The sequence below is a fragment of the Xanthomonas sp. A1809 genome (genome assembly GCF_017746015.1).
Taxonomy (GTDB): Bacteria; Pseudomonadota; Gammaproteobacteria; order Xanthomonadales; family Xanthomonadaceae; genus Xanthomonas; species Xanthomonas euvesicatoria.
In genome coordinates this window covers 91,913-118,221 of sequence record NZ_JAGHWZ010000007.1, presented here as the reverse complement: position 1 = coordinate 118,221, position 26,309 = coordinate 91,913, and the positions used below count along the sequence as shown (strand labels likewise).

General features: G+C 65.2%; 27 protein-coding genes, 1 other RNA gene and 1 pseudogene. 13 read left to right on the top strand and 16 right to left on the bottom strand.

Annotated elements, in window-relative coordinates:
• Window positions 1-30 precede the first annotated feature (30 nt).
• Window positions 31-107: non-coding RNA, sX9 sRNA (locus J7396_RS11720), on the bottom strand.
• A 147-nt stretch (window positions 108-254) separates the two neighbouring features.
• Here J7396_RS11720 and sbcB point away from each other — a divergent pair.
• From sbcB to J7396_RS11700, 4 genes are read left to right on the top strand one after another with little or no spacing between them, the layout of a single operon-like run.
• On the top strand, window positions 255-1,700 hold the full coding sequence (sbcB, locus tag J7396_RS11715; protein WP_014089841.1) for an exodeoxyribonuclease I: 1,446 nt from the start codon (window positions 255-257) through the stop codon (window positions 1,698-1,700).
• Window positions 1,697-2,383 carry a DUF2461 domain-containing protein gene (locus tag J7396_RS11710; RefSeq protein WP_008576319.1) on the top strand — a complete coding sequence of 229 codons (687 nt, stop codon included), beginning with the start codon at window positions 1,697-1,699 and terminating at the stop codon, window positions 2,381-2,383. Before sbcB ends, J7396_RS11710 begins: the two co-directional genes overlap by 4 nt.
• Window positions 2,383-3,375 (top strand): aldo/keto reductase, encoded by a 993-nt coding sequence (locus tag J7396_RS11705; RefSeq protein WP_008576320.1) that lies wholly within the window; start codon window positions 2,383-2,385, stop codon window positions 3,373-3,375. Before J7396_RS11710 ends, J7396_RS11705 begins: the two co-directional genes overlap by 1 nt.
• A gap of 41 nt (window positions 3,376-3,416) precedes the next feature.
• The gene (locus J7396_RS11700; protein WP_008576322.1) at window positions 3,417-3,968 is read left to right on the top strand and encodes a DUF2939 domain-containing protein; all 552 of its coding nucleotides are present in this window, start codon (window positions 3,417-3,419) and stop codon (window positions 3,966-3,968) included.
• Window positions 3,969-3,998: 30 nt separating this feature from the next.
• Here J7396_RS11700 and J7396_RS11695 read toward each other — a convergent pair whose 3' ends face one another.
• The 8 genes and pseudogenes from J7396_RS11695 to J7396_RS11660 all read right to left on the bottom strand — a co-directional run bounded on the left by J7396_RS11695 (window position 3,999) and on the right by J7396_RS11660 (window position 10,793).
• Window positions 3,999-4,955 (bottom strand): 5'-nucleotidase, encoded by a 957-nt coding sequence (locus tag J7396_RS11695; protein ID WP_014089840.1) that lies wholly within the window; start codon window positions 4,953-4,955, stop codon window positions 3,999-4,001.
• Between the two features lie 167 nt (window positions 4,956-5,122).
• Window positions 5,123-5,899, bottom strand: coding sequence for an NAD kinase (locus tag J7396_RS11690; RefSeq protein WP_008576325.1), 777 nt, complete (start codon window positions 5,897-5,899; stop codon window positions 5,123-5,125).
• Window positions 5,900-6,119: 220 nt separating this feature from the next.
• Entirely contained in the window at window positions 6,120-8,255 is a 2,136-nt protein-coding gene (rlmKL, locus tag J7396_RS11685; RefSeq protein ID WP_008576327.1) for a bifunctional 23S rRNA (guanine(2069)-N(7))-methyltransferase RlmK/23S rRNA (guanine(2445)-N(2))-methyltransferase RlmL, read from the bottom strand.
• Window positions 8,252-8,443 carry a hypothetical protein gene (locus tag J7396_RS22790; RefSeq protein ID WP_074053196.1) on the bottom strand — a complete coding sequence of 64 codons (192 nt, stop codon included), beginning with the start codon at window positions 8,441-8,443 and terminating at the stop codon, window positions 8,252-8,254. Before J7396_RS22790 ends, rlmKL begins: the two co-directional genes overlap by 4 nt.
• Window positions 8,440-8,936 (bottom strand): annotated as a pseudogene (locus J7396_RS11675) (ATP-binding cassette domain-containing protein); the annotation flags it as partial. The pseudogene J7396_RS11675 and the gene J7396_RS22790, both read right to left, overlap by 4 nt.
• Before the next feature lie 294 nt (window positions 8,937-9,230).
• The gene (locus tag J7396_RS11670; RefSeq protein WP_008576330.1) at window positions 9,231-9,737 is read right to left on the bottom strand and encodes an N-acetyltransferase; all 507 of its coding nucleotides are present in this window, start codon (window positions 9,735-9,737) and stop codon (window positions 9,231-9,233) included.
• A 40-nt stretch (window positions 9,738-9,777) separates the two neighbouring features.
• Complete coding sequence (locus tag J7396_RS11665) at window positions 9,778-10,305, bottom strand: alpha/beta hydrolase (protein WP_008576332.1); 528 nt, start codon at window positions 10,303-10,305, stop codon at window positions 9,778-9,780.
• On the bottom strand, window positions 10,302-10,793 hold the full coding sequence (locus tag J7396_RS11660; protein WP_008576334.1) for an MOSC domain-containing protein: 492 nt from the start codon (window positions 10,791-10,793) through the stop codon (window positions 10,302-10,304). The genes J7396_RS11665 and J7396_RS11660 overlap by 4 nt, the downstream gene beginning before the upstream one ends.
• 23 nt (window positions 10,794-10,816) lie before the next feature.
• Here J7396_RS11660 and J7396_RS11655 point away from each other — a divergent pair, with 23 nt between their 5' ends.
• Entirely contained in the window at window positions 10,817-11,392 is a 576-nt protein-coding gene (locus J7396_RS11655) for an N-acetylmuramoyl-L-alanine amidase (protein ID WP_008576336.1), read from the top strand.
• Window positions 11,393-11,610: 218 nt separating this feature from the next.
• Here the strand turns inward: J7396_RS11655 and J7396_RS11650 are convergent, their stop codons facing one another.
• From J7396_RS11650 to J7396_RS11635, 4 genes are all read right to left on the bottom strand, one after another.
• A complete protein-coding gene (locus J7396_RS11650) occupies window positions 11,611-12,564 on the bottom strand; it encodes a DUF1684 domain-containing protein (protein WP_029819136.1) in 954 nt (317 codons plus the stop codon).
• An 88-nt stretch (window positions 12,565-12,652) separates the two neighbouring features.
• Window positions 12,653-13,525, bottom strand: a complete 873-nt coding sequence (locus tag J7396_RS11645; RefSeq protein WP_039417638.1) for a sulfurtransferase — start codon at window positions 13,523-13,525, stop codon at window positions 12,653-12,655.
• On the bottom strand, window positions 13,522-14,325 hold the full coding sequence (locus tag J7396_RS11640; RefSeq protein ID WP_014089834.1) for a CoA pyrophosphatase: 804 nt from the start codon (window positions 14,323-14,325) through the stop codon (window positions 13,522-13,524). Before J7396_RS11640 ends, J7396_RS11645 begins: the two co-directional genes overlap by 4 nt.
• A 112-nt stretch (window positions 14,326-14,437) precedes the next feature.
• Window positions 14,438-15,136: an FKBP-type peptidyl-prolyl cis-trans isomerase N-terminal domain-containing protein gene (locus tag J7396_RS11635; RefSeq protein WP_209261487.1), complete on the bottom strand. Its 699-nt coding sequence runs from the start codon at window positions 15,134-15,136 to the stop codon at window positions 14,438-14,440.
• A gap of 163 nt (window positions 15,137-15,299) precedes the next feature.
• On the opposite strand from J7396_RS11635, the gene J7396_RS11630 reads away from it, so the two are divergent.
• From J7396_RS11630 to nth, 3 genes are read left to right on the top strand one after another with little or no spacing between them, the layout of a single operon-like run.
• Window positions 15,300-16,082 carry an enoyl-CoA hydratase-related protein gene (locus J7396_RS11630; RefSeq protein ID WP_209261486.1) on the top strand — a complete coding sequence of 261 codons (783 nt, stop codon included), beginning with the start codon at window positions 15,300-15,302 and terminating at the stop codon, window positions 16,080-16,082.
• Between the two features lie 7 nt (window positions 16,083-16,089).
• Window positions 16,090-16,470, top strand: a complete 381-nt coding sequence (locus tag J7396_RS11625) for a hypothetical protein (protein ID WP_127172332.1) — start codon at window positions 16,090-16,092, stop codon at window positions 16,468-16,470.
• A complete protein-coding gene (gene nth / locus J7396_RS11620) occupies window positions 16,467-17,177 on the top strand; it encodes an endonuclease III (RefSeq protein ID WP_029819133.1) in 711 nt (236 codons plus the stop codon). The genes J7396_RS11625 and nth overlap by 4 nt, the downstream gene beginning before the upstream one ends.
• A 222-nt stretch (window positions 17,178-17,399) precedes the next feature.
• Here nth and J7396_RS11615 read toward each other — a convergent pair whose 3' ends face one another.
• From J7396_RS11615 to J7396_RS11605, 3 genes are all read right to left on the bottom strand, one after another.
• A complete protein-coding gene (locus tag J7396_RS11615) occupies window positions 17,400-18,968 on the bottom strand; it encodes a SulP family inorganic anion transporter (protein WP_008572157.1) in 1,569 nt (522 codons plus the stop codon).
• Between the two features lie 11 nt (window positions 18,969-18,979).
• Window positions 18,980-19,660, bottom strand: coding sequence for a carbonic anhydrase (locus tag J7396_RS11610; protein ID WP_011346996.1), 681 nt, complete (start codon window positions 19,658-19,660; stop codon window positions 18,980-18,982).
• Window positions 19,661-19,775: 115 nt separating this feature from the next.
• Window positions 19,776-20,096 (bottom strand): hypothetical protein, encoded by a 321-nt coding sequence (locus J7396_RS11605; RefSeq protein WP_029819132.1) that lies wholly within the window; start codon window positions 20,094-20,096, stop codon window positions 19,776-19,778.
• Between the two features lie 337 nt (window positions 20,097-20,433).
• On the opposite strand from J7396_RS11605, the gene J7396_RS11600 reads away from it, so the two are divergent.
• From J7396_RS11600 to pstA, 5 genes are all read left to right on the top strand, one after another.
• The gene (locus J7396_RS11600; RefSeq protein WP_008572160.1) at window positions 20,434-21,684 is read left to right on the top strand and encodes an OprO/OprP family phosphate-selective porin; all 1,251 of its coding nucleotides are present in this window, start codon (window positions 20,434-20,436) and stop codon (window positions 21,682-21,684) included.
• A gap of 190 nt (window positions 21,685-21,874) precedes the next feature.
• A complete protein-coding gene (gene pstS, locus J7396_RS11595; RefSeq protein ID WP_071118289.1) occupies window positions 21,875-22,894 on the top strand; it encodes a phosphate ABC transporter substrate-binding protein PstS in 1,020 nt (339 codons plus the stop codon).
• Window positions 22,895-23,241: 347 nt separating this feature from the next.
• Window positions 23,242-24,333 (top strand): phosphate ABC transporter substrate-binding protein PstS, encoded by a 1,092-nt coding sequence (gene pstS / locus J7396_RS11590; RefSeq protein WP_008572162.1) that lies wholly within the window; start codon window positions 23,242-23,244, stop codon window positions 24,331-24,333.
• A gap of 112 nt (window positions 24,334-24,445) precedes the next feature.
• Window positions 24,446-25,420, top strand: coding sequence for a phosphate ABC transporter permease subunit PstC (gene pstC, locus J7396_RS11585; RefSeq protein WP_003487154.1), 975 nt, complete (start codon window positions 24,446-24,448; stop codon window positions 25,418-25,420).
• Entirely contained in the window at window positions 25,420-26,289 is an 870-nt protein-coding gene (gene pstA / locus J7396_RS11580; RefSeq protein ID WP_209261485.1) for a phosphate ABC transporter permease PstA, read from the top strand. The genes pstC and pstA overlap by 1 nt, the downstream gene beginning before the upstream one ends.
• The last annotated feature ends 20 nt before the right edge of the window (window positions 26,290-26,309 follow it).

Genomic DNA, 26,309 nt, shown 5'->3' with positions numbered 1-26,309 from the left:
TGCGGAAGACACGGAGGACAGCCTTAGAGCGGCTAACAAAACGTAGCGAGCAGTCGTCAGGTGGGCGCGGACGGCGCGCTCAGAACCGCAGTGTACGCGTGGTACATGAGGATTCCGAGCACCGGCTGCACCCGCCTGGCGGCTGCGCAGTAGTTTTGTTGGCTGCTCTTAGCGTGACGTTGCCGCGATGAGGGATACTGGGCGGCACCGGCAGCGCATACGCCGTGCGCCGCGCATCTGGATGTCGTACCCGCATGCCTGACAGCTTTCTCTTCTACGACCTGGAAACCTTCGGCCAGGATCCACGCCGCACCCGCATAGCACAGTTCGCTGCGGTGCGCACCGATGCGCAGTTGCGCGTGATCGAAGAGCCCATCAGCTTTTTCGTGCAGCCGGCCGACGATCTGCTGCCCTCGCCCTATGCCACCATGGTGACCGGCATTACCCCGCAACACGCGCTGCGCGAAGGCGTCACCGAAGCAGAGGCGTTCGCGCGCATCGCCGAACAAATGGGCCGGCCGCAGACCTGCACGCTGGGCTACAACTCGATCCGCTTCGACGACGAATTCATCCGCTGCGGCCTGTTCCGCAATTTCTACGACCCGTACGAGCGCGAGTGGCGTGGCGGCAATTCGCGCTGGGACCTGCTGGATGTGCTGCGACTGGTCCATGCGCTGCGCCCGGACGGCATCGTCTGGCCGCAGCGCGAAGATGGCGCCACCTCGTTCAAGCTGGAGCACCTGGCCGATGCCAACGATGTGCGCGAAGGCGATGCGCACGAAGCCTTGTCGGACGTGTACGCCACCATCGGCATGGCGCGCAAATTCCAGCAGCACCAGCCAAAGTTGTGGGACTACGCGCTGCGCCTGCGCGACAAGCGCTTTGCCGCCACCTTGCTGGATGTCATCGCCATGCAGCCGGTGCTGCATATCTCCCAGCGCTACCCCGCCTCGCGCCTGTGCGCCGCAGCGGTGCTGCCGCTGACGCGCCACCCGCGCATCGACAGCCGCGTGATCGTGTTCGATCTGGAGGGCGACCCGGAGGTGTTGTTGCGGCTGAGCCCCGACGATATTGCCGACCGCCTGTACATCCGCGCCGCGGATCTGCCGGAAGGCGAACAGCGCATTCCGTTGAAGGAAGTGCATCTGAACAAGTCGCCCGCGCTGGTGGCCTGGCAGCATCTGCGCGCTGCAGATTTTCAGCGCCTGGGTGTGGATCACGACGCGGTAGTGGCCAAGGCGGCACGCTTGCGCGCCTTGGGCCCTGAACTTGCCGAGAAGGTGCGCCAGGTCTACGGCAGCGAACGCGCCGCGGCAGCAGCGGTCAACGATGCCGATGCCTCGCTCTACGATGGATTTCTGGCCGAAGGCGACAAACGCCTGCTTGCACAGGTCCGCGCCAGCGCGCCGGACGAACTGGGCGCGCTGGAAGCGCGCTTTCGCGACCCGCGCCTGATCGAGCTGCTGTTTCGCTACCGCGCGCGCAACTGGCCGCAGACACTCTCGTTCGAGGAACAGGAGCGCTGGAACGTGTATCGCCGCCAGCGCCTGTTCGAAGACCGCGGCCTGGGTGAAGTCACCCTGGAGCAATACCACGCGCAGATTGCGGATTTACGGCGTACTCACCCCGACGATGCTACCAAGCAAGCCCTACTCGATCAGCTCGCCGCCTGGGGTTCGGACCTCCAACGCACGCTATGACCACCTACTTTTCCGACGCCAGCTTCAAGTTCCTGCGCGCCCTGGCCCGCCACAACGACAAGACCTGGTTCAACGACCATCGGCATCAGTATGAGGCGCATGTGCGCCAGCCGTTTCTGCAGCTGATCACCGATCTGCAGCCGGCACTGGCACAGGTCAGCGAACACTATCGCGCCGATCCAAAAACCCAGGGCGGCTCGCTGTTTCGCATCTATCGCGATGCGCGGTTTTCCAACGACAAATCGCCTTACAAGAACTGGCAAGGCGCGCGCCTGTTCCATGAACGCCGCCGCCAGATGCCGGCGCCATCGTTCTATATCCACCTGCAGCCGGGCGAAAGTTTTGTCGGCGCTGGCCTGTGGCATCCGGAGCCGGACACGCAACGCAAGCTGCGCCAGTTCATTTTCGACAATCCCGGCAGCTGGAAGGCCGCCGCGCATAACCCGAAACTGCTGCGCAAATTCACCATGGACGACAGCGAAAAACTGGTGCGCGCACCGCGTGGATTCCCCAACGACTTCGAGTTCATCGAGGATCTCAAGCACCGCAACTGGGCGTACTTGCGTCACCTAGACGACAGCATCATGACCGGGCCGCGACTGCGCCAGACTATCGAGACGGACCTGGTGATCCTGGCCCCGTTTGTCGATTACCTGTGCGCGGCTTTGGACCTGGAATTTTGATGACACAGGATCTACCGCTTGGCCGGCAGCGCCGGACGCTGGGCCGCACCAAGCTATTGGTCTCGCCGATCGGTCTGGGATGTTCCGGTTTTTGGGGCCACCGGCGCTTCGACGAGGGCGCCGCCGCACGGGTGGTCGAGCACGCGCTGGCGCAAGGCGTGAACCTGCTCGACACCGGCCACAATTACTCCGCTTTCCATGCGGAACCGCGCCTGGGGCGGATCCTGCGCCCCCTGCTGGCGCAGCGTTCGCGGGATTCGCTTGTCGTGTCCAGCAAGGGCGGTACGTTGACCGGCCAGGCCGGTATCAGTGGTGCCGAACAGCGTGATTTCTCTGCTGCAGCGATCACGGCCAGTTGCGAAGCATCGCTGCGCAATCTTGGCTTGGACTATCTCGACATCTACCAGCTGCACGGCGCCAGCGAGCACGACATCAATGACGACCTGCTGCTGGCGATGCAGCGTCTGCGCGAACGCGGCCTGATCCGCCACACCGGCATCAATACGCATTCGGCATCGACCCTGCGCTGGATGATCGCCAACCCCGACGTCTTCGATGTGGTGCTGCTGGACTACAACGCGCTGCAGCAGGACCGTGAACCGCTGATCGACCAGCTGCATAACGCGGGCATTGGCGTACTGGCCGGCACCGTGCTTGCGCAGGGCCACCTCTTGCCCGCGCGTGCGCGCCTGCCGCATCTGGCCGACGCCTGGTATCTGGCACGCGCCTGGCTGAAGCCCAGCAGCCGCGCGTTGATGCAGTGCTCACGCAACATGCGCAATGCAGTGGCTTCGATCGATAGTCAGCGCCCGGCGCAAACGGCATTCGCTTATGTGCTGCAACACCCGGGTGTGGCCAGCGGCATCCTGGGCACCACGCGCATCAGCAATCTGGATGAAGTGCTGCAGACCCGCATACACGCGCTGGACGCCGTCCAACGGCAACGTCTGGTCACCGCCTTCGGCGATGGCCGCGGCTCTCCCAGTCACTGATCTTCACCTGCGGCGGCGGCGATTGCGGCAGTCTGGGCGCCATGAAAAAAACCATCGGCGTCCTTATCGCTTTCCTGCTGACCGTCACTGCGTGGTGGTTCGGCGGGCCGTACATGACCATGCATGGCCTGTCCAAGGCCATCGAGCAACGCGACACCGCTGCACTGGAACGTTATGTCGACTTCCCGCGTGTGCGCAGCAGCTTGCGCGCCCAGCTCAACGATTATCTGGTGCGGCAAGCCGGTCCAGACATCGCCACCGGTCCGTGGGGCACGTTGCTGTATGGCCTGGGGAACCAGCTCGGTGGTGCGGCGGTGGATACGCTGGTGACGCCGATCGGCATCGGTGCACTGTTGCAGGGGCATGTGCTATGGAAGCGCGGCCGCAATGAACTGCAGGGCGGCGATCCCTTCGGCCCCACCGAACCCGCGCGACCGCTGAAAAACGCCAAACACCGCTTCGAGACGCTGGACCGCTTCGTGATCGACGTCGAACGCACCCCCGGCGAACCACCACTGAAGGTGGTGCTGGAACCACAAGGGTTGCGCTGGAAGGTGGTGGACCTCCAGTTGGCGTTGTCACCGGCGCCATGATGCCGGGTGAGCAACGCAGCCGCCTTCGCCTTATCCTTCGTTGGCCACGCCGTGCGGCACATGTCCGGCGGCCACGTGCTGATGCTGGCGCGCACTGTCGATGTTGTGCTGCGAATCGTCGAAGAAGATATCCGCACCAAACGCTTGAAGAAACGGGCCCTTGTGACGCCCGCCCAGGAACAGCGCCTCGTCCAGACGCACGCCCCACTCGCGCAAGGTGCGGATCACCCGCTCATGCGCCGGCGCCGAGCGCGCAGTGACCAGCGCCGTGCGGATCGGCGAGGCCTGGCCGGGCGGAAACGCCGCCTGCAAGGTGTGCAGCGCCGCCAGAAAATTACGGAACGGCCCCACCGACAACGGCTCGCGTGCGCGCTCGCGCTCGTGACGCCCGAAGGCTTCCACGCCCTGCTCGCGCGAGATGCGTTCGCTCTCGTCGCCGAAGATCACCGCATCGCCATCGAAGGCGATCCGCAGCTGCGTCGACAAACGGCTTTCGTCGTTGTCCACGATTGCCGCCGCGGCCTCGGCGCGTTCGCCCAGTGCGCGCGGCATGATGGTCGCCGCCGCGATGCCATGGCTCAGCGCGCGCCGTACCGATTCCGGATTGGCCGAGAGAAACAGATCGGTCCCGAACGGCTTGACGTACGGCCAGGTCGGCTCGCCCGAGGTGAAGGTGGCACGCACGATGCCCAGGTTGTAATGCTGGATCGAGTTGAAGATGCGCAGGCCGGTATCGGCGGAATTGCGTGACAGCAGGATGACTTCCACCCGCGGCGCGTCCTCGGGCACATCGTGATTGAGCGCCAGCAGCTTGCGCACCACCGGGAACGCAACGCCAGGTTGCAGGATGTCGTCCTCATGCTCGCGCTGGAACGCCGAATACGCCTCCACTCCGTCGGCCTCGAACAGTGCATGGCCTTCTTCGAGATCGAACAGGGCGCGCGAGGTCACCGCGACGGTCAATAACCTTGGGGAGTTGTCGGGCATTGGGAGGCCGGGATTGGTGATTGGGAATTGGTTTAAAGCAGGAACTGGAGGTCGGGATTTGATCGCCCATCCGCGCAGCATCGTAGCGCGTGCGCGCGATTCTAAAGACGACGTGGCACGCTGCTGCCGTTGCCAATCCCGAATCTCGAATCCCAAATCACCGCTCCTCACACCGCAAACTGCTCGCTGAAAATACGCTCTTCCAGATTGTGTTCGGGATCGAACAACAACGTGACCTGGCGCTGCGTGGATTCGCGGATGGTCACTTCGACCACGTCGCGGATTTCGTGCGAGTCGGCGGTGACGCTGACCGGGCGCTTGTACGGGTCGAGCACGCGGAAGCGCACTTCGGTATCTGCCTTGAGGATGGCGCCGCGCCAGCGCCGCGGACGATACGGCGCGATCGGCGTCAGCGCCAGCGTATGCGAGCCCAGCGGCAGGATCGGCCCGTGCGCCGAATAGTTGTACGCCGTGCTGCCGGCCGGCGTGGCCACCATCACGCCGTCGCCGATCAGCTCGGCAATGCGGGTCTGGCCGTTGAGATCCACGCTCAGATGCGCGGCCTGCCGGGTCTGCCGCAGCAGCGAGACCTCGTTGTAGGCCAGCGAGCCGGCACTGGCACCGGATTCGGTCTGCACCTGCATTTCCAGCGGCCGCAGATACGCTGGCTCGGCGCGCTGCAGGCGCTCGAGCAGGTCGTCTTCGTTGTCGCGGTACTGGTTCATCAAAAAGCCGACCGAGCCCAGCTTCATGCCGAACACCGGCTTGTCGGAGGCGCCATGCCGGTGCAGCGTCTGCAACATGAACCCGTCGCCGCCCAGCGCACAGACGATGTCGGCGCTGTCCAGGGCATGGTCGCCATAGCGCTGCGTAAGGCGTGCGCGCGCGGCCACCGCCGGCTCGGCGGGGCTGGCAAGAAAAGCGATGCGAGGTGGTGCGGTCATCGTTGACTCCAGAGCATGCGAATCAGCATACCGCAGCCCTGTGCTGGGCTTGTTGTGGGTGCGTTGCGATCATGCCCACGCCTTCTGCGCGTGCACGGCAGCGGTCGCGTCGTGGCAAGCACGCGCTCCCGCGCCTGCGACGCATGGCACTTTGGCAACCGCGTCTGCTGGCGTCTACGCGAGCCGAGCCGGCGCGCCATCGGACGCAACCGGCGCGAGCTCAGGCCGTCAACCGCCAGGCGCGATGAATGCGCGCATGCCGCTCGAAATCCGGGTCGATGGTGCGCGGGCTGATTTCTTCGCACTGCGCGAACTCCGCCACCCCTTCCTCGTCCAGCTTGAAGCGACGGAAGTTGTTGGAGAAATACAACACGCCCCCCGGCGCCAACCGCGCCACGGCCGCGCGCAAAAGACGCACATGCTCGCGCTGGATATCGAAATCTTCCGCACGCGCTGAGTTGGAGAAGGTCGGTGGGTCGCAGAAGATCACATCGAAGTGTGCACGCTCGGCTTCCAGCCAGGCCAGCGCATCGGCCTGCACCAGTTTGTGCTTGCTGCCGGCCAGCCCGTTCAACGCAAGATTCTCGGCGCACCACTGCAGGTAGGTTGCCGACAGATCAACGCTGGTGGTGGACGCCGCACCGGCCACCGCCGCTTCCACGCTGGCCACGCCGGTGTAGCAGAACAGGTTGAGGAAACGCCGGCCCTTGCTCTGCTGCGCCATGGTGCCGCGCAGCGGGCGATGGTCCAGGAACAGCCCGGTATCCAGATAATCGAACAGGTTCACGCGCAGCAACGCGCCGTGTTCGCGCACGTGGACGATTTCGTTGCGCTGTTCGAAACGGCCGTACTTGCTGCCGCCCTTGCCGCGCTCGCGCGACTTCAGCGCCACGCGCTCGGCCGGCACTTCGAAGACCTCGCGTGCGGCGGCCAGCAATTCGTTGAGACGACGGCGCACATCGGCCTCGGGAATCGTCGCCGGCGCCGCGTATTCCTGCACATGCAGGAAGATGCGCCGGTCGCCGTCGGCTTGCTGATACACGTCGATGGCGGCGGAATATTCCGGCAGGTCGGCGTCGTAGGCGCGGAAACATTCGATGCCTTCGCGCGCGCGCCACTTCTTGAATTTCTGCAGATTCTTGCGCAGCCGGTTGGCCACCATCTGCGCGCCCTCGCTGAGCGCGGTCGGCGCTGCCAGCGGGGTGCGTCGCGGCACTGCGATCGGGTCGCAGACGATCAACGCGCATTCGATCGCACCGTTGAACAGCTGGTATTTCTTGCCCGCGCGCAGGCCGGTGGCATACGCCAGCTCGGCATTGCCGCACAGCAGGCTGGCACGCCACTGCGGCACGACGCGCTGCAAGGTATCGCCCAGACGGCGATACAGCGCCGCATCGGCGGCCAGGCGCTCGTCGTACGGCGGATTGCACACCACCACGCCGGTGGCCTGCGGCGGCGTCTGCAACTCACCGACTTCGCGCACGCCGAACCAGATCGCCTCGGCCACGCCGGCCACCTGCGCATTCTCTTTCGCGGCGCGGATGGCGTGCGGGTCCATGTCGCTGCCATGGATCACCTGCTTGAGCGCAGCACGGCCGACGCCGTCGCGTTCGCGCGCCTCGCTCACCAGCTGCTGCCAGCTCTCGCGGTCGAAGCCGCGCCAGCGGCTGGGCACATCGCTGCCGTAGCGCTGCAGACCGGGCGCGACATCGGCGGCCATCAGCGCGCCTTCGATCAGCAGCGTGCCGCTGCCGCACATCGGGTCGAGCAAGCCGCCGCCATCGGCATAGGCGCGCGGCCAGCCGCCGCGCATCAGCACCGCTGCGGCCAGATTTTCCTTCAACGGCGCCTCGTTCTGCGCCATGCGCCAGCCGCGTCGATGCAGCGGGCCGCCGCCCAGGTCCACCGAAATGGTGGCGCGGCCCTTGCGCAGCGACAGGTTCAGGCGCAGGTCGGGGTTTTCCACGTCCACCGACGGGCGCTCCAGCCCCTGCCGGCGCATGGTGTCCACCACCGCGTCCTTGATGCGCTGCGCCGCATAGCGTGCGTGGGTGATGGCGGTCCCGGACACATGTGCGTCCACCGACAGCGTATGCCCCACAGACAGATGCGCGTCCCAGGGCAGTTCGGCGACGCCGGCGTACAGCGCGTCTTCGTCCGGGCAATCGAATTCGGTCAGCGGCCACAGCACGCGGCTGGCCAGGCGCGACCACAGCACGGCGCGCTGCGCATCGCGCAGTTCGCCTTCGACGTTGACGCCGGAAATAGTGGCGGTGGCCTTGCTGGCACCGAGCGCAAGCAGCTCGTCGGCAAGCAGGTATTCCAGGCCCTTGGCGCAGGATGCGAAGAATTTCACGTAGGCAGGTATCGATAGAGACGCTGGCCGCGGCGGCGAGCGTGAAAGCAGGACAGCGGGCCGGCGCCTGGGTGGGCAATGCCGCGGCCGCGGTGGACGGGCCGCAAATGGTCGGCCATCGCGGCCGGCATTACCAGCCCGGCGCCCGGATCGCCCGCCGCACGGTTCACCACGCCGCCAGCCCCTATTGCGCCTGTGCCGTGTCCAGGCGCTGCTGCAGGCCCAACCGCTGCAGGAGGGCGGCATCATGCGAGGCGACGAGCAGCGCCCCCTGATGGCCACGCAGCAGCGCCTCGATCGCTTCCACCGAGGCCAGATCCAGGTGGTGGGTGGGCTCGTCCAGCAACAGCAGTTGCGCCGGCTGCGCCCGGTACAGCGCGCAGGCCAGCGCCGCCTTGAGCCGCTGGCCACCGCTGAGCTGGCTGCAGGGCAGGTCGGCACGCGCCCGGTCCAGCCCCAGCAGCGCCAGGCGCAGCCGCTGTGCGTGGGCCGGCGCAGCCGGATCCGCGTCCTGCAACTGCGCAACGACCGAGCGCGCTGGGTCCAGCAGCGCCAGGTGCTGATCCAGATAGGCGGTCGGCGCATGCACCTGGCAATGCCCGGCGCCGGGCTGCAGGCGCCCGGCCAGCAGCTGCAGCAATGTGGACTTGCCGCTGCCGTTCGGGCGACCAGGCCAATCCGCCCGACCAAGCCGGTCGCGCGTTGGTCGATATGGATGTCCAGATCGGAAAACAGCGCGCTGCCATCGGGCAGCGCATGCGCCACGCTTTCCAGCGTCAGCGACGGACAGTCATCCGGGTCTCCATTGCATGCCAGCACACGTGCCGATCCAACCGGAACAGCAGCGGGTAGGCCGTCATCACGACGGCGGCATCAATGGCGCATCGGACCAATCCTCAGGTGAAGTGCAGCCAGTCCAACCTGCCGCACTGGCAGCGACACCGGCGCAACAGGCCGGGCCAATGCAGCCGGCGCTCAACCCAGCCCGAACGCCGGGTGGTAAGCCACATCGGCCAGCGGCAGCAGCCGGTCGCCGAACGCCAGGGCTTGCAATTCCGATGCAGGCACCTCGGGCAACGCCAGGCCAGGTTCGACCGCAAAGCCCAAGCGCCGGAAAAACGCCGGCTCGCCCAGCGCCAGGCAGCCTGCGGCGCCGCGCTCGCGCAACGTGGCAAGCGCGGCCTGCACCAGCCGCGTCCCCAGCCCTTGCCGTTGATGGCCGGGCCCCACGGCCAGCGGGCCAAGCGCGAACCAGCCGGGCGAATCGTCCGACAGCGCCACCGGCGAGACGGCCAGATGCCCGACCACGTAGCCGTCGTGGTCGGCGACCAGCGACAACACGAGTGCGCCGTCCTGACGCAATCCTGCAATCACCTGGTGCTCGTCATGCCGGCTGTGTTCGGCGCGCATGAAGGCCACCATGGTCAGCAGTTCGATGGCAGCGGCGTCGCCTTCGGTGGCTTCGCGGATCAACACGTTCATCGGTGGCACCGCGCGCAGCCATGGCTGGCAACCGTCCGCATCACAGGCCCTGCAACAACGCTGCGAACGCGCGCGCCGAGGCGTCGACGTGCGAGGCCAGACGATGGTCATCGTCGACCAGCAGCAGGCGCGCATGCCGGGCCTGCGCCCAGGCAATCACGTCGGCAGCCGGAATCAACGCGTCGCGCCAGGCATGCACGATCGAGATCGGCACCGATGCGGCGTCCAGCGCCGGCATCGGGCCCATCTTGGTCGGCGGCACCATCAGAAACAGGCCGCGCGTGGGCACCTGCAACGACACCATCCCGGCGATATACGAGCCCAGGCTGGAACCGGCCAGCACCACCGGCCCCTTCTCGGCCGCCGCCCGCGCAATTTCCAGCAGGCGTTGCAGCCGGCCTGGCACGTCGCCCAGCGTGCTCACCTCGCGGCGTGCATCCAGGTCGGTATAATCCGGGCGCTCATGGGTCCAGCCCAACTGCTCGGCCACGTTGGCCAGCGCGGTCACCTTCAAGGCGTCCGGGCCGCTTTCGAAGCCGTGCGAGAGGATGCAATGGCCGCGACTCATAGCGCCTGCACCGTATCGCCGATGCGCAGCACGCCGCCACGCAGCACGCGTGCGCACAGCCCACCGTGGCCGCGCATGGCGTTATAGCCGCCCGCACCCAGGGCATCTTCCATGCGCGAACATGGGTCGCACGGGTCGGTGCCTTCCAATTCGATTTCGCCGATTCGGAATCGCCGGCCTTTCAGCGCGATCAAGGCAATTCCGGACACCACCAGGTTGCGCCGCAGCGTCGCCGGCGCGATGGTGGCGTGTCCTGACAGCGCCGCGATCACCGGCAAATGCTCGGCCTGGATCAGGGTCACGCCGCGCTTGCCGCTGCCACCCTTGTAGCGGTCTCCCACAAGACCCATACCGGTGCTCACCTGCGCCGCGTCCACTTCCTGCATCGCCACCTCACGCGCCGGGCGCACGCCGATCCAGGTCACCTGACCGGTCTGTGGCAGCGTCGCCATCAATTTGCCCAGGGGGCTGTCGGGATTCAAAGCCATCGGGCAATGCTAGCATCCGCCCCATGTCCGATGCCGTCTTGCCGTCGCCGCCAATCACCTATGCGCCGTTGTCCTACGAATCGCGGTTGGCCAGGCGCGCGCTCACCCAGATCGACATGGTGGTCATCCATTGCACCGAATTGCCGGACATGGCGATGGCGCGCGAATACGGCGAACGCGTGCTTTATGACAGCGGCACCGGCAACAGCGGGCATTACTACCTCGATCGCAACGGCAGCATCCAGCAATACGTCGCCCTGGAGCGCGTTGCGCATCATGTGCGCGGGCATAACCCGCATACGCTGGGCATCGAACTGGTCAACCGCGGCCGTTATCCGCACTGGCTGGATTCGCGGTATCAGCAGATGACCGAACCGTATCCCGAAGCGCAGATCGCCGCGCTGATCACCTTGTTGCAATGGCTGCAGCAGCAGCTGCCCTCGGTGCGGCGCATCGCCGGCCATCAGGCGCTGGATACCACCCAGGAAGCCGCCAGCGACGACCCGGCCCGTAAAATCCGGCGCAAGCTCGACCCCGGCCCGCTGTTCCCGTGGCCGCGCATCGAAGCGGCGGTGAGCTGGTCGCACACGCCGCGTTAGGAGGCGTTTTTTGCCACTGCCGGTAGGCGAGTCACTGCGTTACGTCGGTCATGCCCGGTCGCGCCCGATAGCGCCGAGAAGCGATCCAACCTGCGTGCCAGCCGCGCCGTCGAAAGACAGCGTCGCCCGGAGAACACGCACGTGACCGCTCCCGGATGCTGTGATGAGCCATCGAAAACACCTCTTGCCTCGCACACCGTCCACCCGTTGCAGCACACTCAACGTTCGGTCGCACGGTAAGTCTTCTCGCCGGCATTCACTGCCACGTCCAACCGGTTTTCAGGCGGCGCGATGGGGCAGACCACATGGGGCGTCAGTGCGCATGGCGGGTTTTCGGCCAGATTGAAATCCAGGACCACCTGACCATCGCGGGGCGAGGTGGCAAACAGATACCGCGCGCCGCCATAACTCTCCTTGCCGCTGGTGCGGTCGGCGAACAGGAAGAACAGGCCCTGGCCATCTTCCTGCAGCAGCGGCCGCAAGCGGTATTCGTGGCCGTTGCGCGAGAACACGGCTTCTCCCGGCACCTCCACGGTGAGCGGCGTGCCGATCGAGGTCAGCAAGGTGGTCGTGCGCGGCGTTGGATAGGGTTGCCACTGCGCCTGGATGCGCCACTGCGGATCGGTCGGGAAATATTCCAGCCCGTCGAACTGCGTCAGCGCCGGCGCTGCCGGGTCGCGGAAGCGCCAGCCATACAAGGCGCCGGTCTGCACCAGGTAGAACTGTCGGCCCCCCACGTCCAGCCGGTCGCCGCGCTGCCCTGCCCGCTCTGGTTGCAGGCGTACGTCGCCGATGCGCTGCCCGTTGAGCGTCACCGCGGCAGAGCCATCTGCGCGAAAGCGTATGTGTCCTGCAGCATCCAGCGTCAGTTGCCCCAGCTGCGCAGGGCCGGCAGGCAGGACGATATCGCTGAGCGGGTCGCTGCCCACACGGTACTGGCCGGCGCGCACGCGCCCCGAACCGGTATAGCTCAACCACCCATCGGGCGCCCGCAGCTGCCTCAGCCGCTCCGCGCGCGCGCGTTCCAGCGCGACTTCGTACACATCATGCGGCGCCGCATTGCGATGAGCGACCGCAGGCGTATCGCTGACATCGGCGGACGACTCCGCCGAACAGGCAGCCAGCGTCCATACCGCGACGCACAGCGCGCCAACCCGTAACTGCAACCGCATGGCTCACCCAGCACTGCAAGAAACTGCGCTCCGCGCAGCGAACCTGCGTCCCCACAGGTCACCGTTCCTGCCGCCATTGTGCCTGCAATCAGGCGCCGGTCGCGACCGGGCGCGAGGCATCTTGCAGCCAACCACTCCAGGAACCGGCGTAGACGCGTGCACCGGACAACCCGGCCACTTCCAACGCCAGCAACAGATGGCAGGCCGTCACGCCCGATCCGCACATCACCACCGCCTGCTCGGGCCGGTACGCACCCAGCAACGCGGACAACTCGGCGCGCAGTTCGGCAGCTGGTTTGAAGCGACCATCACGCAGGCTCAGTCCCAGCGGGCGACTCACTGCACCGGGCACGTGCCCGGCCACCGGGTCGATCGGCTCGACTTCGCCACGGAAACGCTCGCCTGCCCGTGCATCCAGCAACCAGCCCGGCGCCTGTTGCAGGCGCTGCGCGATCTGCTCGGCATCCACCACCGCCGTGGCGTCAAAGTGGCCCGGATACGCGGTGCCGCTGCGCAAGGCAGGCGACTCGGTGCTTTCCGCAAAACCGGCCGCACGCCACGCGGCCAAGCCACCGTCCAGCACCGCCACCCGGCGATGGCCCATCAGCCGCAACATCCACCACGCGCGCGCGGCCGCCATGCTGCCATCGCCTGCGTCGTAGACAACGACCTGGCTCTGCGGATCGATGCCCCATTCGCCGAGGCGTCTTGCAAAAGCCTCGCTATGCGGCAACGGATGCCGCCCCTGCGCCGGCCGTGACAGATCTGCAAGGTCGTGGTCCAGATCGGCATAGTGCGCGCCGGGCAGATGCCCCTGCGCGTACGCCTTGCGCGCTGCGTGCGGGTCTGGCGCAGTCGGTGGCGCGGCACGCGCATCCAGCAGACGCAGCTGTGGATGCTGCAACGCGGCCGAAAGCGTGGCGGCATCGACCAGCGTGGTCCAGTTCGGATCTGCACTCATGCAACCTGCTCCAGGCGACGACGAAGATTGAGAAGAATGGCGGCGGTGGCGCCCCAGATACGGTGGGCAGGCCAGTCGTATTCGAGCACGCGTCGCGGGCGTCCGCGGAACTCCAGCTCCACACTGCGCAGATTGTCCGGATCCATCAGATAGGCCAGCGGCACTTCGAAGACGTCCGCTACTTCATCCGGCTGCGGCACCGCCACGAACGCCGGGTCGATGACCGCCACCACCGGCGTCACCCGAAATCCGCTCACCGTCACAAACGGATCCAGGTACCCCAAGGCATGCACGTGCTGCGCGCCCAGCGCGATTTCTTCGCAACTCTCGCGCAGCGCTGCAGCAGCGGCATCGGCATCGGACGGCTCCATCCGCCCGCCGGGGAAGCTGACCTGCCCGGCGTGATGGCGCAGGCTGTCCGTGCGCCGGGTCAGCAACACCGTCGTGCCCTGTTCGCGCGGCACCAGCCCGCACAGCACCGCCGCTTCGGCAGACGGGTCGCCGTCGGTCAGGTCGATCAGCTCGGCATGGTTCCAACCCGGCCCGGCCGGCGCGGTATCCAGCGGATACAGCGCCCGCCTCAACTGCGCGTATTCGGGCAGCCGCGCTGTCAACGCGCGTGCGGGCAGCACCGTGTGCAGATAGTCCTGGCGTTCGGCGTCGCTCATGCTCATCCAGCGTGCAATTTCATCCAGGCTGCGCAAACAGCCGACGCAGTGCGACTGCGCGTCCAGCGAACATACACCGATACACGGACTGGGCAGAGGGCCGGCCTCGGATCCGACATCATTGCCACTCATCGCTGGGTCCTGCGGCCGCTGCATCGTTGCATCGTTCTCTTCAGACAATCGCTGGACCAAAACGACAACGCCGGCCTGGTGGCCGGCGTTGTCGCAACAACATCACGTGCAATTACTTGACGCTGACCAACTTGATCTCGAACTGCACAGCCACGTTCGGCGGGAACGGGGTACGCGGGTCGGCACCGTAGGCCTTTTCCGGCGGCAGGGTCACTTCCCACTTCGAGCCGGCCGGCATTTGCAGCAGCGTGTCGCGCATGGCCTGCATTTCGACTTCGCTGACCTTGATGGCCGGGATCTGCTGCGCCGGACGTGCCTTCTCGCGGTCCCCGAACGGGAACGGACCGGCCACTTCCAGCTGCACGGTGCTGGCCTGGGTCGGCTTGGCGCCCTTGCCGGCTTCGATCACGCGGTACTGCACGCCGCTCGGCAGCGTCTGCACGCCGGCGGTGCTCTTGTTCTTGGCCAGGAACGCATCGCTCTTGGTCTTGTTGGCTGCAGCGGCCTTGTCGTACTCGGCCTTGGCCTGCTGGGCACGGCCCTGCTCGCGCTTCTGGAACGCCTCAACGGCCGGCTTCAGCTGGTCGGCAGTGATGGCCGGCTGCTTCTTGGCATAGGCGTCCTGCAGACCCTTTACCACCGAGTTGATGTCGAGCTGCTCGCCGCGGCCGGTGAGCTCGGCAAGGTTGTTGCCGTAGTCGTAGCCGAAGTAATAGCTCAACTTGCCCTTCTCGGACGTCGTGTCCTGGGCCAGTGCATTGCCCGTCAGGGCCAGGGCCGCCGCAGCGACCGCGATAGAACGCAACTTCATCAAACAATTCTCCAGGGTGGTGGCACAGGACGGGTCTGCCGCCTGAGATGACGCGCTAGGATAGCGGCCGCGATACCGAACCGCTACTTATCGCGAAAGCTAGGACCAGCAAGGGTTTTGGAAGTTCCGTGTTTACTATTTTTTTACGTTCGCAAGGGTTCACATGTCCAATCACGTCATTCTGATCGCCGATCACGCCAGCGTCCGGACGATTACGGTCAATCGGCCGGACAAACTGAACGCATTGAACCGGCAAACCATGCAGGCCCTGGATCAGGCGTTCCAAGACGCAGCCAATGCGGACGATGTACGCGCCGTGATTCTCACCGGCGCCGGCCCCAAGGCCTTCGTGGCGGGTGCCGATATCGCGGAAATGAGTGACCTGTCGGCAACCCAGGCGCGCGAGTTCTCGTTGCTGGGCCAGCAGCTGATGCGCCGGATCGAGCGCATGCCCAAGCCGGTGGTCGCGATGATCAATGGCTTTGCGCTGGGCGGCGGCCTGGAGCTGGCAATGGCGTGCCACCTGCGCATCGCCGCAGCAACAGCGCGCCTGGGGCAACCGGAAATCAATCTCGGCCTGATCCCCGGCTTTGGCGGCACGCAGCGCCTGCTGCGCCTCACCGGCCGCGCCGCAGCGCTGGAACTGTGCCTGCTCGGCCTGCCGATCGACGCGGCCCGCGCACTGCAATTGGGCCTGGTCAATCGCGTGGTCGAAGCGGATGCCCTGCACGAAGAAACGCTGGCGCTTGCGCAACGCCTGGCAACTGCAGCGCCGCTGGCACTGCGCGGCATTCTGGATGCGGTGGTGTTCGGCGGCGAATGCGCCATCGAGGAAGGCCTGCAGCTGGAAACCGCGCAATTTGCGTTGTTGTTCGCCACCGACGACATGCGCGAAGGCACTCGCGCATTCCTCGATAAACGCCCCGCCCAGTTCCACAACCGCTGATATCGCCATGACGCTCGAACTCATTCCGGCATCGCGTCCGTTGCCGCTGCGGTTGTTCGATTGTGTGCAGGCCGACGACCTGGATCGTGCGCTGGCACTCGGCTTGATGGCCTATCTGCCCGACCCGCAGCACGATACGCTGGACGCCGACTGCCCGCAGGTCTGTGCCACGTTGCTCAGCGCGCAACGCCGTCTACAAGACGCCTGGGCCGCGCGCGAACGCTACCGCGCGCGCTCGGCGCGCCTGCAACGGCGCGCCGCCGAACGCGATGCGCGCAGGGCGCCCGCCCCGGCGCCCAGCCAACCGGCAACGCCCGCACTGCCGCCGCTGGCCGCTGCCATCCTGGCGCGCGCGAAGGCGAAAGCCGCTGGCGGAGCGCAGCCATGAACACACCCCAGGCAATGGTACCGGCGCGTCGTGGCAGCAGCATGCGCAAGCCCGAGATACAGGAGATGTTCGAGCGCCTGCGCGAACTCAATCCGCACCCCACCACCGAGCTGGAATACACCACCCCATTCGAGTTATTGATCGCGGTGCTGCTGTCGGCGCAAGCCACCGATGTCGGCGTCAACAAGGCGACCCGCAAGCTCTATCCGGTGGCCAACACCCCACGCGACATTCTCGATCTCGGCGAGGAGGGCCTGAAGCGGTACATCTCCACCATCGGCCTGTTCAACGCCAAGGCCAAGAACGTCATCGCCACCTGCCGCATCCTGCTGGAGCGCTATGGCGGCGAGGTGCCGCATGATCGCGCCGCGCTGGAAGCGCTGCCCGGCGTGGGCCGCAAGACCGCAAATGTGGTGCTCAACACCGCCTTCGGCGAGCCCGCCATGGCCGTGGACACGCATATCTTTCGCGTTTCCAACCGCACCGGTCTTGCGCCAGGCAAGGACGTGCGCGCGGTCGAAGACAAGTTGATCAAGGTGATCCCGGCCGAGTTTCTACACGATGCGCATCACTGGCTGATCCTGCACGGACGCTACGTCTGCAAGGCACGCAAGCCGGATTGCCCGGGCTGCGTGATCCACGATCTATGCCGCTACCGCGACAAGACGCCACCGGCGCCTGAGCGGCAAACAAAAACCAAGAATTGAGGCAGCAGTGGCGCCGGAGCAACGGCGCAACCGCGCAACCTGATCCCACTCAGCAAACCACAAGGTCGCAGGCTTTCACGACTCCCGACTCCCGAATCCCGAATCCCGACTCCCCACTCCCCCAAAAAAAAAATCGTGACCGGATGATGCGTCTTTCGGCGCCATGCATCACCCGATCACGATGGGGGTCACCCGGCGCGAACGCCGGGCGTTTACAACACTTTACGCAGCTTTCGCCTGCTCGACGCGCTGTTCCACCAGCACGCCATCCACTGTGGGCTGGCCTTCGACACGTCGATCCAGCTCCTTCCAGTCCACCACCAGTTCGCAGCCGCGTGAGGCCGCATTGCGGCTCCAGTCGCGCAACAACTCGATGCAGGCATGATCGACGTGGTGCAGCTTGGCCACATCCAGATGCAGCGCAGTGTTCGGCGGCACGCTTTCCAGCGTACGTGCCATAGCCGGCACCTTCAGGAAGGTGGCCGAACCCTGGAGGGTCAGATGCATTTCGTCCTTCTTGTCGGCGTGCTCGCGCACCTCGACCTTCAGACGCGACGAATGCAGTGCCAGACGGAACAGCGACAGACCGAAGCCGATCAGCACGCCGGTCAGCAGGTCGGTGGCCACGATCGCGAAGGTGGTCGCCAGGTAGATCGCGGCCGTTCCGCGGCCATAGGTCGCCAGTTCCTTGACCTGCCCGATCTTGATCATCTTCACGCCGGTATAGACCAGGATGCCGGCCAGACAGGCCACCGGCGTCATCCGCAGCAGCCACGGCAACAGCATGGCGAACACCAGCAGCCAGCTGCCGTGCAGGATGGTCGATGCACGCGTTGCCGCACCGGCCTGCACGTTGGCCGCGCTGCGCACGATCACCCCGGTCATCGGCAATGCACCCAGGAAACCGCAGAGCATATTGCCCACACCCTGCGCCGCCAGCTCACGGTCGTACTGCGTGCGCGCCCCCTGATGCATGCGGTCCACCGCCGCCGCCGACAGCAAGGTCTCGGCGCTGGCGATGAAGGCGAAGGTCACTGCCGAGACCAGCAAGGTGTGATTGAACACGCCAAAGATGTCGGAAATGCTGGGGATGCTGATCGCAGAGAACAGATTGGTCGGGACATCGACCTTGTTGACGTTCAAGCCCTGCAACTGCACGGTCGCGGTGACAACCACCACCGCGATCAATGCACCCGGCAAAAACCGCAGGCGCTGCGGGCGCAGCTTGTCCCAGGCCAGGATGATACCGATCGTCGCCAGACCCACGAACAGCGCATTACGGCCGGTTCCCTCGCTGATGGCCTGCCACAACACGCCAGGCAATGCAGCGAAGTTTTCCAGACCGCGGGCCTTGGGCGCGGCATCCATCAAGACGTGCGCCTGCGAGGCCACGATCAGGATGCCGATGCCCGACAACATGCCCGCCACAACGGCCGGCGATGTCATCCGGAACCAGACGCCTGCGCGGCACAGACCGGCAATCAGCTGAATTGCGCCGGCCACCAAGATCACCGGCCCGAGCGCAACAGCGCCGTGCTCCCGCACCAGTTCGAACACCAACACAGCCAGGCCGGCGGCCGGCCCGCTCACCTGCAGCGGAGAACCCGCCAGAAAGCCGACGACCAGACCACCCACGATGCCGGTGATCAGGCCCGCGGCGGGCGGCATGCCGGATGCGATCGCGATACCCATGCACAGCGGCAGCGCGACAAGGAAGACCACCACGGACGCCAATAAATCACGCCCAAACAGTCCCTGGCGGAAATATCCGCCGATACCTGATGTGTTCATGGCAGGCTCCGTCAGGCGAGTTCAGCGCGCACGACTTGCTGCAGTCGCGGGCGTGGAGTGGCTTCGGGGGTGCTTTCGGCCAGCAGTGGCCGGAAGCCACCCTTCTCGGCATCGAAGGCGCGGATCTCCCCGTGCGCGATATCGTAGATCCAGCCGTGGATGCGCAACGTGCCCGCCGCCAAGCGCGCTGCCACCACCGGCTGCGTGCGCAGGTGGTCCAACTGCGAGACCACGTTCTCTTCGGTCATGCAGCTCAGCGCTTCATGGCTCTGCGGATCGTGCCCGTGATGCGCGGTGACATGGCGCGCCGCATCGGTGTGCTTGAGCCACGCTGCCACGGAGGGCACGTCTTCCAGCGACTCCGGCTTGAGCACGGCCTTCATCGCGCCGCAGTCGGTGTGCCCGCAGATCACGATGTGGCGCACGCCCAGCACTGCGATGGCGTATTCGATTGCTGCCACCACGCCACTGACATGTTGCGAGTACGGCGGCACCACATTGCCGATATTGCGATAGACGAACAATTCGCCTGGCTGTGCGGAGAAGATCAGCTCCGGCATGACGCGCGAGTCTGCGCAGGTGATGAACAGCGTGTGCGGGCTCTGGCCGCCTGCCAGTTCCTGAAAGCGCGCACTCTGACGCGGATAGACTTCCTTACGGAAATGGCGAAAACCTTCTAGCAAACTTTCCATGGGAGATTCCTCTAGGCAACGAATAGCCATCCGCGGCGCAAACCGCGAATTGCAAAGACAAACAAATCAATTGGGAATCCGGCGCGGAACGCACCGGGTGCATCGACAGCGGGGATCAGCCAAGCAGTGCGTTTGGAGGGCGCAGCTGTGGGATCAGGTCGCGTTTTTGATTTGCCGGCGCGTGATGCGCGTGCCAAGAGGGGGAATACCGCGCCAGCATCGGCCATGCTTGGGAGAGCAAGGGGATATCGTCTGCAGGCTGTGTGTCGACTTGGCTCTGTGTATCGCCGTCGTCCTGCGGATCTTCTGCTGCATCGCGTTCTTCGCCAGCATCCACCATTACCGCCAGGCCGTCGCCCACGAACGCATGATGCAGGCGCGCGTGCGCATTGGCTGCCGACCACGCGGAAAGCGCGAGCAGGCAGACCAACAGCATTTGGAGGAATCGAGGAAACATGGCCTCGAAGCTAACAATTTTGACGCCGCGTATGCAAGTGGTGCGCCGCACAAACTGACGCATGCGTTCAGGCTGACATAGCGCCAGTTCAGGCCGTCAGCGCCACAGCTGGGAAATTCAAAGCGTTGAGGTTGGCACCGAGTACTGTCATAAAACAGCGCCGTTCATTTTTTTGACACACACTGACATAGTTGAAACACACGTAAACTCTTGTCTTTATTGGCAAAAATCACGTATTACGTTTCTGTTGTTTTGTCACATTAACGCAACCTTCACACCCTAGCCTGCGCCCACTTTCTCAGGTCGCAAGGCATCTATGAAACTCGCTCCCACCCTGCTTGGTTCCGCGCTGCTGCTGGCACTGGCCGCCCCTGCAGCACACGCCGAGATCGCCATCGATGTGATCGGTGGTTCGGAAATCTCGCTGGAAGGCCTGGTCCAGGCCGACGGCAACTGGTTCCACAACGATGTGCAGGACCTCAATGGCCCGATCGGTGCCAATGGCGACAATTCCGAATTCAGCATCCGGCGCGCCGAGCTGGTCCTCAAGGGCAAGGGCCCGGGCAACTTCGAATGGGTCGCCGGCTATGACCCGAGCGTGCTGAAGGAGGTCACCATCCGTGGCACCACCATTCGCAGCACGGGCCGCTTCCTGGATAACAACATCAAGTACAAGTTCGGCGGCAACGCGAACAATTACCTGCAGATCGGCCAGTTCAAGCAGCCCAACAGCCTGGAAGAACTGTCCAGCACCAAGAACAACGACTTCGTCTCCAAGGCGTCGGTGACCAACACCTATGGCATCTCGCGCCGGTTGGGCGTGGCCTATGGCATGGGCGACAACAATTGGAGCGTGACCGCCAGTGCATTCGGCCGCGAGCTGACCCGTAACCAGGCGCACGGCAACGGCTATGGCGCGCGCGGCACCTGGGCGCCGATCAACGAGACTGGCAACGTGCTGCATTTCGGCCTGAGCTACCTGGCCTACGACACCGACGACGACACCTTGCGCCTGCGCGCACGCCCCGACGCCGACCTGACCACCGTTCGCCTGATCGACAGCGGCGCCATCACCAATGTGGACAACGTTGGCGTGGCCGGTGCCGAGGCGATGTGGATCACCGGGCCGTTCAAGCTGCAGAGCGAGTACTTCCAGGAAAACGCCAACCGCATCGGTGCCAATGCGCACGACTATAAGAGCGACGGCTGGTACGTGAGCGGCGTCTGGAACCTCACCGGCGAAACCTGGGGCTACAAGGCTGGCGTGCCGACCACCCCGCTGCCCAACGAGCCGGCATCGGGCATGTGGCAGCTGGCGGTGCGCTACGACACCCTGGACCTCAACGATGGCCACCTGGTCGCCAACGGCAACACACCGTTCGTCGATGGCGTGCTGGGCGGCAAGATGAACATCTGGACGGTCGGCGCCAATTGGTACTGGCGCTCGAACTTCAAGTTCGCCCTCGACTACGCCAAGGTCGACAGCACCCGCTACAACAGCACCACCCGCGGCCTGGTCGACGATAACCCGTCGATCATCGAAGCACGCGCGCAGTTCTACTGGTAAGTGCGTCGCTGCCGCGTGCGATCGGTCGAGCGCACGCGGTGGCAGCGCCGCCACTTCCTGCCGGCCTGAACATCCGACGGCGCAATGCCGTCATCGCCCTGTCATTTCCCAGACACCGCATGGTCATGCCATTGCCCTGCAATGGCACCACGGCGGGACGTCCTCATCCCTTCGCTACAGGAGCTGTTCCGTGATCCACTCCTTCAAGACCCGTCTGGCCGTCGGCGTACTCGCCGCCTCGCTGGCACTGTGTGCCCAGGCTGCCGATGTCACCGGTGCCGGTGCGTCGTTCATCTACCCGGTGATGTCCAAGTGGTCGGCCGACTACAACGCCGCCACCAAGAAGCAGGTCAACTACCAATCGATCGGTTCGGGCGGCGGCATTGCCCAGATCAAGGCGGCCAGCGTGGACTTCGGCTCGTCCGATGCCCCGCTCAAGCCGGAAGAATTGGCCGCTGCCGGCCTGGCGCAGTTTCCCTCGGTGATCGGCGGCGTGGTGCCGGTGGTCAACGTTGCGGGCGTCGCCGCCGGTACGCTCAAGCTGGACGGCAAGACCCTGGGCGACATCTTCCTAGGCAAGGTCAGCACCTGGAACGACCCGGCCATCGCCGCGCTCAACCCGGGCATGAAACTGCCGGAAGGCAAGATCACCGTGGTGCACCGCTCCGACGGTTCGGGCACCAGCTTCAACTTCACCAACTACCTGTCCAAGGTCAACCCGGACTGGAAGAGCAAGGTTGGCGAAGGGACTGCCGTGCAGTGGCCGACCGGCATCGGCGGCAAGGGCAACGAGGGCGTGGCCGCCTACGTGAAGCAGATCAAGGGCGGCATCGGCTATGTCGAGTTGTCGTACGCGCTGCAGAACAAGATGGCCTACACCGCAATGAAGAACGCGGCCGGCAAGTTCGTGCAACCGTCGGATGAAACCTTCGCCGCCGCGGCCAACAGTGCCGACTGGGGCACGGCCAAGGACTTCTATCTGGTGATGACCAACGCCGCTGGCGATAACGCCTGGCCGATCACGGCGACCAATTTCATTCTGGTGCAGAAAAAGCCGAAGAACCCGGCTGGCCTGAAGAACACGCTGGACTTCTTCCGCTGGGTCTACACCAAGGGCGATGCGCAGGCCAAGCAGTTGGACTACGTGCCGCTGCCGGACACGCTGGTCACTCAGATCGAGGCGTATTGGGCCAAGAATCTGCCGCACTAAGGACGGCGCAGCCTCTGGTGCAGCGCCAAGGTGGGCAAGCCATGCCTTGAACGGCATGGGCGGTTGTCTGGTCCATGCCGGCGACCTGCAGTGCCGCCTGAAATGGCAATCAGGTGCCCCGCACCGAGGCTCGGCAGCCAGCACGAAAACGCGTAAAGGAACGACGCCGTCTCTCTCCCCGGCGTCGGCCCCGGGACGCGGATCCCGGAGGGTGCCACTCCCTCCGCGGTCCGCGTCCTTTTTTTGTGATGCGTTGGCCAGAAGGCACTGTCATGCAGGTGTAACAAAAACATCATTTCATAGTGTGGTCTGCCGGAGACACCGGCCAATCCAGCCTCGGAGCTTCCATGAAATTGCAGTCGGCCAGCCTGACCGCCCTGTCCCTCACCATCGCCCTCGCCCTGGCCGCGTGCTCGCCCGGCAAGGACGCGCAGTCCGCAGACGCCGCAAAGGGCGCGCCGACCGCAGGCGCCACCGCCAGCGACAGCAAGGGCGCTGAAATTTCCGGCGCCGGTGCGTCCTTCATCTATCCGCTGGTGTCCAAGTGGTCGGCCGACTACAACGCCGCCACCGGCAACAAGGTCAACTATCAGTCGATCGGCTCCGGCGGCGGTATTGCGCAGATCAAGGCCGGCACCGTGGATTTCGGCTCGACCGACAAACCGCTGGACAGCACGGAACTGCAACAGGCTGGCCTGGGCCAGTTCCCGTCCGCCATCGGCGGCGTGGTGCCGGTGGTGAATCTGGAAGGCATCGCGCCGGGCAAGCTGCGCCTGACCGGCGCCCTGCTGGGCGATATCTTCCTGGGCAAGGTCACCATGTGGAACGATGCGGCCATTGTGGCGGCCAACCCGGGCGTGACCCTGCCGGCCACCAAGATCAATCTTGTGCATCGCTCGGATGGTTCGGGCACCACCTTCAACTTCTCCAACTACCTGTCCAAGGTCAGCCCGGAGTGGAAGAGCAAGGTCGGCGAAGGCACCTCGGTGCAGTGGCCGGGCGGCGTGGGTGGCAAGGGCAACGAAGGCGTTGCCTCGTATGTGCAGCAGATCAAGGGGTCGATCGGTTACGTCGAGCTGGCCTACGCCCTGCAGAACAAGATGCCGTATACCTCGCTGCAGAACGCGGCCGGCCAGTGGGTCGAGCCGAATGCGGAAAGCTTTGCCGCCGCCGCTGCCAGCGCCGACTGGGCCAACGCCCGTGACTTCAACCTGGTGATCACCAATGCGCCGGGCGAGAAGGCGTGGCCGATCACCGCGACCAACTTCATGTTGATGCACAAGCAGTCCAAGGACGCCGCGCGCAGCAAGGCGACGCTGGACTTCTTCAAGTGGGCGCTGGAAAACGGCCAGGCCCAGGCCAGCGAATTGCACTACGTGCCGCTGCCGCCGGAGCTGGTGAAGCAGATCGAAGCCTATTGGGGCAGCGAGTTCAAGTAATGCCCTGCACCCGCCCATGCGGCGGGCTGCGCTGCGGCGAGGTACCTGAAGGTGCCTCGCCGTTCCTGCTGTCTCACGCTCCCGCCATTGCGCGGGTGACGAGTCCAATCGAATGAATGCCACCGCCATTCCCGAAGCGATGACCGCGCCACGCGGCCGCGACCTGCGCGACGCACGTGCCGATCGCCTGTTCAAGCTTGCGCTGGCCGCTACGGTCGTTTTCGTCCTGTTGGCGCTCGGCAGCGCGGCACTGTCGATGCTGTGGGGCGGACGCCATGCCTTGCAGATGCAGGGCCTGAGTTTCTTCTACTCGGCCGACTGGAATCCGGTCGAAAACAAATACGGTGCGCTGGCACCGATCTACGGCACCCTGGTCACCGCGGTGATCGCGATGCTGATTGCGGTGCCGGTGAGTTTCGGTATCGCGTTCTTTCTGACCGAAGTGGCACCGCGCTGGCTGCGTGGCCCGGTGGGCACTGCCATCGAACTGCTGGCCGGCATCCCGTCGATCATCTACGGCATGTGGGGCCTGTTCGTGCTGGTGCCGGTGATGACCGAACATGTCACACCATGGCTCAACGATCATCTCGGCACGCTGCCGCTGATCGGCCCGTTGTTCCAGGGCCCGCCGTTAGGCATCGGCCTGCTGACTGCCGGCTTCGTGCTGGCGATCATGGTGATTCCCTTCATCTCCTCGGTCATGCGCGAAGTGTTTTTGACCGTGCCCACGCGCTTGAAGGAATCGGCATACGCACTGGGCTCGACCAAGTGGGAAGTGAGCTGGGACATCGTGCTGCCCTACACCCGCTCGGCGGTGATCGGCGGCGTGTTCCTGGGTCTGGGGCGTGCGCTGGGCGAAACCATGGCGGTGGCCTTCGTGGTCGGTAACACGGTGCGCCTGTCGCCGTCGCTGCTGGAGCCTGGCACCACCATCGCGGCGTTGATCGCCAACGATTTCGGCGAAGCCACTGAAACCTACCGGTCGGCATTGCTGCTGCTGGGCTTTGTGTTGTTCATCGTGACCTTCATCGTGCTGGCCATCGCACGCTTCATGCTGATGCAGCTGTCGCGTCGGGAGGGCAACTGATGTCCGCCGCTTCGGTGTCGCAATCGCTGTACAACCGCCGCCGGGTCGTCAACGCCATTGCGTTGCTGCTCTCCTGCGTCACTGCGTTGTTTGGTTTGTTCTTCCTGGCCTGGATCCTGTGGACGCTGGTGTCCAAGGGCGTCCCGGGCATCGACCTCAACCTGTTTACCAAGATGACGCCGCCGCCGATGCAGGAAGGCGGCCTGCTCAATGCCTTCTTCGGCAGTGCGGTGATGTGCGGGCTGGCGCTGGCCATCGGCACGCCGCTGGGCATCGCCGCAGGCACCTGGCTCGCGGAGTACGGCAATGCGCGCAAGGCCGGCGTGGTGGTGCGCTTTGTCAACGACATCCTGTTGTCGGCGCCCTCGATCGTGCTGGGCCTGTTCGTCTACACCTTGTACGTGATGCAGACCGGTGGGCGCTTTTCGGCATTCGCCGGCGCACTGTCGCTGGCCTTCATCGTGCTGCCGGTGGTGGTGCGTACCACCGACGAAATGCTGCGATTGGTGCCGGCGCAGATGCGTGAAGCCGCATTGTCGTTGGGCATTCCGCAGTGGAAAGTCACCGTGCAGGTGCTGTACCGCAGCGCCTCGGCAGGCATCGTCACCGGCGCGCTGCTGGCACTGGCGCGCATCAGCGGCGAAACCGCACCGCTGCTGTTCACCGCATTCGGCAACCAGTACTGGAACAGCAACATCTTCCAGCCGATGGCCAGCGTGCCGGTGATCATGAATCAATTCGCCGGCAGCCCGTACGACACCTGGCAAACGCTGGCCTGGGCCGGCGCGCTGGTACTGACCGTGTTCGTGTTGCTGGTGAGCCTGGGTGCGCGTGCCCTGCTCTTGCGCAACAAGATTTCCAATGACTGACCTTTCCCTCCGGACACCCG

Bases quoted from the DNA above. Each gene is read 5' to 3' on its own strand.
- J7396_RS11645 (WP_039417638.1), bottom strand. From the start codon at position 13,525: ATGAGTGCAGATCCGAACTGGACCACGCTGGTCGATGCCGCCACGCTT.
- sbcB (WP_014089841.1), top strand. From the start codon at position 255: ATGCCTGACAGCTTTCTCTTCTACGACCTGGAAACCTTCGGCCAGGAT.
- J7396_RS11705 (WP_008576320.1), top strand. From the start codon at position 2,383: ATGACACAGGATCTACCGCTTGGCCGGCAGCGCCGGACGCTGGGCCGC.
- J7396_RS11710 (WP_008576319.1), top strand. From the start codon at position 1,697: ATGACCACCTACTTTTCCGACGCCAGCTTCAAGTTCCTGCGCGCCCTG.
- J7396_RS11635 (WP_209261487.1), bottom strand. From the start codon at position 15,136: ATGAAGTTGCGTTCTATCGCGGTCGCTGCGGCGGCCCTGGCCCTGACG.
- J7396_RS11695 (WP_014089840.1), bottom strand. From the start codon at position 4,955: ATGCCCGACAACTCCCCAAGGTTATTGACCGTCGCGGTGACCTCGCGC.
- nth (WP_029819133.1), top strand. From the start codon at position 16,467: ATGAACACACCCCAGGCAATGGTACCGGCGCGTCGTGGCAGCAGCATG.
- pstA (WP_209261485.1), top strand. From the start codon at position 25,420: ATGTCCGCCGCTTCGGTGTCGCAATCGCTGTACAACCGCCGCCGGGTC.
- J7396_RS11650 (WP_029819136.1), bottom strand. From the start codon at position 12,564: ATGCGGTTGCAGTTACGGGTTGGCGCGCTGTGCGTCGCGGTATGGACG.
- J7396_RS11630 (WP_209261486.1), top strand. From the start codon at position 15,300: ATGTCCAATCACGTCATTCTGATCGCCGATCACGCCAGCGTCCGGACG.
- J7396_RS11615 (WP_008572157.1), bottom strand. From the start codon at position 18,968: ATGAACACATCAGGTATCGGCGGATATTTCCGCCAGGGACTGTTTGGG.
- J7396_RS11700 (WP_008576322.1), top strand. From the start codon at position 3,417: ATGAAAAAAACCATCGGCGTCCTTATCGCTTTCCTGCTGACCGTCACT.
- J7396_RS11640 (WP_014089834.1), bottom strand. From the start codon at position 14,325: ATGAGTGGCAATGATGTCGGATCCGAGGCCGGCCCTCTGCCCAGTCCG.
- J7396_RS11655 (WP_008576336.1), top strand. From the start codon at position 10,817: ATGTCCGATGCCGTCTTGCCGTCGCCGCCAATCACCTATGCGCCGTTG.
- J7396_RS11660 (WP_008576334.1), bottom strand. From the start codon at position 10,793: ATGGCTTTGAATCCCGACAGCCCCCTGGGCAAATTGATGGCGACGCTG.
- J7396_RS11665 (WP_008576332.1), bottom strand. From the start codon at position 10,305: ATGAGTCGCGGCCATTGCATCCTCTCGCACGGCTTCGAAAGCGGCCCG.
- J7396_RS11690 (WP_008576325.1), bottom strand. From the start codon at position 5,899: ATGACCGCACCACCTCGCATCGCTTTTCTTGCCAGCCCCGCCGAGCCG.
- pstS (WP_008572162.1), top strand. From the start codon at position 23,242: ATGAAATTGCAGTCGGCCAGCCTGACCGCCCTGTCCCTCACCATCGCC.
- J7396_RS11670 (WP_008576330.1), bottom strand. From the start codon at position 9,737: ATGAACGTGTTGATCCGCGAAGCCACCGAAGGCGACGCCGCTGCCATC.
- J7396_RS11610 (WP_011346996.1), bottom strand. From the start codon at position 19,660: ATGGAAAGTTTGCTAGAAGGTTTTCGCCATTTCCGTAAGGAAGTCTAT.
- pstC (WP_003487154.1), top strand. From the start codon at position 24,446: ATGAATGCCACCGCCATTCCCGAAGCGATGACCGCGCCACGCGGCCGC.
- J7396_RS11600 (WP_008572160.1), top strand. From the start codon at position 20,434: ATGAAACTCGCTCCCACCCTGCTTGGTTCCGCGCTGCTGCTGGCACTG.
- J7396_RS11625 (WP_127172332.1), top strand. From the start codon at position 16,090: ATGACGCTCGAACTCATTCCGGCATCGCGTCCGTTGCCGCTGCGGTTG.
- J7396_RS11605 (WP_029819132.1), bottom strand. From the start codon at position 20,096: ATGCTGTTGGTCTGCCTGCTCGCGCTTTCCGCGTGGTCGGCAGCCAAT.